This window comes from Sphingobacterium sp. T2 (assembly GCF_000814685.1).
Classification (GTDB): domain Bacteria; phylum Bacteroidota; class Bacteroidia; order Sphingobacteriales; family Sphingobacteriaceae; genus Sphingobacterium; species Sphingobacterium thermophilum.
In genome coordinates this window covers 1-5,217 of the sequence record NZ_JXAC01000094.1, presented here as the reverse complement: position 1 = coordinate 5,217, position 5,217 = coordinate 1, and the positions used below count along the sequence as shown (strand labels likewise).

Annotated in this window: 5 protein-coding genes and 1 pseudogene; 1 reads left to right on the top strand and 5 read right to left on the bottom strand. The window is 43.4% G+C overall.

Going from position 1 to position 5,217, the window contains the following annotated elements; genetic code table 11:
- Window positions 1-304, bottom strand: a 304-nt coding sequence (locus SD31_RS07245) for a UvrD-helicase domain-containing protein (protein ID WP_039053646.1), incomplete at its 3' end; no start/stop codon positions are given.
- 121 nt (window positions 305-425) lie between these two features.
- Between SD31_RS07245 and SD31_RS07240 the strand changes: the two genes are divergently transcribed.
- Window positions 426-1,103, top strand: a complete 678-nt coding sequence (locus SD31_RS07240) for a M15 family metallopeptidase (RefSeq protein WP_039053645.1) — start codon at window positions 426-428, stop codon at window positions 1,101-1,103.
- Window positions 1,104-1,115: 12 nt separating this feature from the next.
- Here SD31_RS07240 and SD31_RS07235 read toward each other — a convergent pair whose 3' ends face one another.
- The 4 genes and pseudogenes from SD31_RS07235 to SD31_RS07225 all read right to left on the bottom strand — a co-directional run bounded on the left by SD31_RS07235 (window position 1,116) and on the right by SD31_RS07225 (window position 5,002).
- Window positions 1,116-2,531: a M14 family zinc carboxypeptidase gene (locus SD31_RS07235; RefSeq protein ID WP_231561277.1), complete on the bottom strand. Its 1,416-nt coding sequence runs from the start codon at window positions 2,529-2,531 to the stop codon at window positions 1,116-1,118.
- Window positions 2,532-2,617: 86 nt separating this feature from the next.
- The gene (locus SD31_RS18755) at window positions 2,618-3,115 is read right to left on the bottom strand and encodes an LD-carboxypeptidase (RefSeq protein WP_231561278.1); all 498 of its coding nucleotides are present in this window, start codon (window positions 3,113-3,115) and stop codon (window positions 2,618-2,620) included.
- Between the two features lie 117 nt (window positions 3,116-3,232).
- Window positions 3,233-3,473 (bottom strand): annotated as a pseudogene (locus tag SD31_RS18750) (LD-carboxypeptidase); the annotation flags it as partial.
- 194 nt (window positions 3,474-3,667) lie between these two features.
- Window positions 3,668-5,002, bottom strand: coding sequence for a dihydroorotase (locus SD31_RS07225; RefSeq protein ID WP_039053643.1), 1,335 nt, complete (start codon window positions 5,000-5,002; stop codon window positions 3,668-3,670).
- Window positions 5,003-5,217: the final 215 nt, after the last annotated feature.

The window sequence follows — 5,217 nt, the reverse complement described above, 5'->3', positions numbered from 1 at the left end:
CTATAAGCTCCGCCTCTACACGTAAGATACGTGCAAAAATAGAGTGGAACGTACCCATCCATATGTTCTTTGCTTCGGCTCCCACCACATTCATGATACGCTCGCGCATCTCCTTGGCTGCCTTGTTAGTAAATGTTAGCACCAGAATGTTGAATGGATCTACGCCTTTACGAATAAGATGGGCTACCCTATAAGTGATTACACGTGTCTTTCCTGAGCCTGCCCCCGCCACTATCATCACCGGACCTTCGGTTTGCTCGACAGCAGCGCGTTGGGAAGGGTTTAATCCTGCTAAATAATCCAAATTTATTACGCTTTTTATCCGTTAGAAAATCGAGGTAAAAGTACAAAATTATAGCCAAAAAATTATGAACCGAATGTAATAATTGGGCTTTTTGCTAACTTTAAAAACAAAACCTAATCTTATGAAAAAATTAATAACAATACTATTATTTCTTTGCGCCACACAGGGATTTGCCCAGCAGCAAAAACAGCTACCTGTCGGCTTCACCTATATTGACAATCATATTCCTCATATAGCTTATGACCTTCGTTACCATGGTTCTCATAACTTCGTAGGACGCAGAATAGACGGTTATGAAGCCAACAAACTTATCCTTACCGAAAAAGCAGTGATGGCATTGAAGAAGGTGGAAGCCGAACTCAATAAAGAAGGATTAGGACTCAAAGTGTTTGACGCCTACCGACCGCAGCGCGCCGTAAACCATTTCAAACGTTGGGCCAAAGATATCAAAGACACGCTGATGAAACGAGAATTCTATCCACAGGTAGATAAGCGGGACCTGTTCAAAAAAGGATTTATAGCCTCCCGCTCAGGACATAGCAGAGGCAGCACCATAGACCTTACCATCATCCATCTTAACACCAAGGAAGAGCTAGACATGGGAGCGCCTTTTGATTTCTTCGGTGAAGAATCTGCCCACGGATATGTCCACCTTACCACACAACAAAGGAACAATAGACTCAAGCTTCGTAAAATAATGGAGAAACATGGATTCCGAGCCTACGAAAAAGAATGGTGGCACTACACCTTGCACGATGAGCCTTTCAAAGACAAATATTTTGACTTTCCCATAAAATAAAAAACAGAGTGCTTAATGCACTCTGTTTTTTATTGGAATATTTCTGTCGAAGTCTTTCGTCAAATCTATCAGGTAACCATTAAGGATGGCATATTTGAGATTTCCGTTCTTATCACCGATATAGAAGCTGGCCATACCACCAAAGTCGGGGCTCATAGGCAGATAGAAGGTCGACTGCGTAAAAAGATGTATCGGCAGGTCGTGCAGTGCTTTTTCTTTCAGCACCTCTTCTTTTACCCTCACCGCCATTATTCCTTTTTTCAGCAGTTCGAAGGCCTGCTCATGCGAAAGAGAAGCAGCATTTAGATAATTTGTGTAATCCACCTTTCCTCCAATAAACTTTAACCCCTCCGCCTCAATTTCTTCATAACCGAAAGACTCTTTCAAGTCTCCTATATCTTCTACTCTTCCACGTACATAATAATCTCTTCCTACTGTGGTCTCTCCTCGACGTATAGCAAGATCTGTTTTAAAGGCAGTAGAATCTGGTGCTATTTCTATATTTCGGATGACGATATCATGCATTTGCGAGGCGTTAAAAGGAATTTCCTCGTACTGCTTCTTGTCGAACCGCGCATAGCTGTCCTCCGCAATTTGAATTAAAGCATTTAGGATAATGATAAAGTTTAGTTTGCGTATCTGCTGTTTTTCCGGATCACCTTTCACTCCTCCCGATTCGATCAACACTGTACTGGCATCCCACGACTGGAAGTTATCCCCAAATCCACGAGGAGTATAGGTATCATCGTATTTTGCTACCGCATTAGGAATATACTGCTGTAGAATCTCATTCATTCCTGCTGCCAGCTTCATAGCATTCTCCCGCACGGGATTGATTTCACGTGACTCATTGTATGCCGGTGCCAGCAACGCTATTCCTACGGGATTCTTGGTGTTAGGAACGTTATAGTAGATACTCTGGTCATGCAGATTGAAACCATATTGAGGAGCTATAGTCTTCGCCCTAGCGCGCAGCAATGCCCCTTCGGCCGTTTGTCCTGCTCGGGCGTCGCGGTTCATGTCAATACCTTGAGCTGTTCTACGCTGGAAGCGCTCCGCACCATCCGGATTCAACATAGGAATAAAATGGATTTCAAGGTTTTCCTTCAGCAAAGAGCGTATATTATCATACTCATCTCCCTTACTTCCCAGAAAGTTAAATAGGTCGAAAAGTGCCATTGTAGCCGTAGGCTCATCGCCATGCATCTGCGACCACATCATAACTTTTTTCGACCCCTTACCAAAAGTAACCTCATAGATAGCCCTTCCTTCAAAAGAACGGCCTATCTGTTGTATCCCCAGCTGTCCTCTTTTTTCATGCTCTTTGATGAGGGAGTCTACTTCATGATGTTTGAAGCGACGGTGTCGCAAGGCCGGCTCCTGAAACCTGTCATATATAGCGTTAAATGTAGCAGTATCAATTTTCATGTGGTCGTCTTTAGTCGCCGAAGTTGTCTTTGCCTCATGACAAGACAAATTCAACCCGGCCATACATAGAAGAATAATCAAACTTTTCATAATAACGATTTCTCTAGATATTCTACCCTACCATTTGTTGCGTCCATGCGTACTTTGACACCTACGGGCATCAAAAACTGGTCCGAGATATGTCCTATCACCGCACCGCTATAGGCAGGAATTCCCAAAGGCTTAATATAATCATTAAGCATCTGATCCAATGTAAGAGAACCGTATCCTTGAACCGGACCACAATTGGTACATTTTCCGAAAATAAATCCTTTTATCTGCGACAAGATTCCCGAGTTGCGTAGTTGACAGAACATGCGGTCCAAACGTTCCGATTTTTCATCAATCTCTTCGGTAAATAAGATTGCGTCTTTGAAATCTGGCAGATAAGGTGTCCCACATAGTCCCGTTATTAAGGTGAGGTTACCTCCGAGAATGATACCTTCCGCCACCCCCGGCGTTATGGTCTGTATTCTATCTTTATACTGTATGATGGTATTATCCTTTTTTACGGGATTCTCATATACGGCAAGTTTATTTTCCATAAGCTGTTCCTTGAAAAGCTTTGCCGTATAATTTGTCCAGGTGCTGCTGCCTACCGCACCATGGAAAGAAACCAACCCTACTTTAGCATAAAACGCCAGAATAAGAGCGGTGATGTCGCTATAGCCCAAAAGCACTTTCGGATTACGGCGAATCAGCTCGTAGTCGATGTAAGGAAGTAGTCTGGAAGCACCATTACCTCCTCGGATACAAAGTATTCCCTGCACCTCATTGTCGGCAAACATACTATGTAATCTGCAAGCGTTCCTGATCTGTGCCGGCGAGATTGCCATAGCGGGAACGTATATATTTACCTTCTTTGACTTTAAAACCAAAATAGGCCAACACCTCTTTGGTCATCGTGATGGTTTCTTCTTCCGCCAAAGCTCCTGCAGGGGTAATGATACCAATGGTATCTCCTTCCTTAAGCGTCCGTGCTTTCAGCACACCCTTGACAGCCGATACCGTGTCAGCGACAGCTTGTGCTGTACGATGCGAAATCGCCAGACTTCCTAACCCCAGTCCCAGCGATTTTAAAAATGTCCTCTTGTCCATTACCTGTTAAACAATAGTCTATGTCCTGAACCGACTTCAATAATTTTACCTTCGGAATAAGCCAAGTTGCCCGAAACAATAGTATGTTCAATAGTGGATGCAAAAGTGTGCCCTTCAAAAGGAGACCATCCACATTTCGAGAGAATATTCTGTTTGGTCACCTGATAAGGTTTGTGCATATTTACCACCACCAAGTCGGCCCAATAGCCTTCACGGATAAATCCGCGTTGTTCTATCTGAAAGCAGATTGCCGTATTGTGGGCCGTCTTCTGTACCAGCTGTTCTAGCGTCATCTTGCCTGCATGAACCATATCCAACAGGGCCAATAGAGCATGCTGTACCAGCGCCCCCCCCGATGGGGCTTGAAGATAGGGCTGCTGCTTCTCTTCCAAGGTATGTGGTGCATGATCGGTAGCGATCACATCTATATGACCATCCAACAAGGCTTCAAGAATCTGCGCACGATCCTGTGCTGTCTTCACTGCCGGATTCCACTTTATGAAGTTCCCTTTTGTTCTATAGTCTTCGTCTGAAAACCATAGGTGATGTACACAAGCCTCTGCCGTTATTCGTTTCTCCGACAAGGGTGTGGTATTATCAAAAAGTTGTGTTTCCTTTCCTGTAGAAATATGTAGAATATGAAGACGGGTATTGTTTTTCTTGGCCAAATCCACCGCTTTGGAAGAAGAAAGGTAGCAAGCTTCCTCCGAACGGATTAAAGGGTGCATGTCTATCGTTACAGCGTCTCCGTACTTATCCTTATAGTAGGCGAGATTGCGGCGTATGGTAGCCTCATCCTCACAATGGGTAGCGACAAGTGTAGGAGCATTACGAAAGATATTTTCTAATGCTTTATCATCATCTACCAGCATATTCCCTGTAGAAGAGCCCATGAAGACTTTAATACCGCACACATCGCGTGGATTGGTTTTCAAGACCTCCTCAATATTGTCATTTGCTGCCCCCATGAAAAAGGAATAATTGGCAAGCGAGGTGTCCTGCGCTATATCGAATTTATCTTGAAGTAGCTTTTGGGTCAACGTGTTCGGAACAGTGTTGGGCATCTCCATGAAAGAGGTGGTACCTCCTGCCACTGCAGCCCTACTTTCCGTGAAAATATTGGCTTTATAGGTAAGTCCTGGCTCACGGAAATGCACCTGATCATCAATCAGCCCCGGAAGGACATACTGTCCCTCACCATCAATAACCTTATCGGCATTTACATTTATGCTTGTATCGATCTTTTCTATGCGGCCGTTTTTGATGAAGATATCCTGTACTTGGATTTTACCTTCATTGACCACATGAGCACCTTTGATAATAATAGAAGACATTTTTAGTGTTTTGATGAGAAAAATAACTTATACAAACATAGCAAATAGATATATTACTTTTCATCAAATATTGTTAATAACCATATCAAAAATCAAAGGACGACATTGCATGTCGTCCTTTGTGAACAAGCTTTACACAAAACGTTTGTCTCCCGGCTTGTACGGATAGTCCCCATCATATTTTCCCGGGATGTTGACAAAAGATTSAATTCGTC

Coding starts and splice junctions, on each gene's coding strand:
- SD31_RS07240 (WP_039053645.1), top strand. CDS start 426: ATGAAAAAATTAATAACAATACTATTATTTCTTTGCGCCACACAGGGA.
- SD31_RS07235 (WP_231561277.1), bottom strand. CDS start 2,531: ATGAAAATTGATACTGCTACATTTAACGCTATATATGACAGGTTTCAG.
- SD31_RS18755 (WP_231561278.1), bottom strand. CDS start 3,115: ATGGAAAATAAACTTGCCGTATATGAGAATCCCGTAAAAAAGGATAAT.
- SD31_RS07225 (WP_039053643.1), bottom strand. CDS start 5,002: ATGTCTTCTATTATTATCAAAGGTGCTCATGTGGTCAATGAAGGTAAA.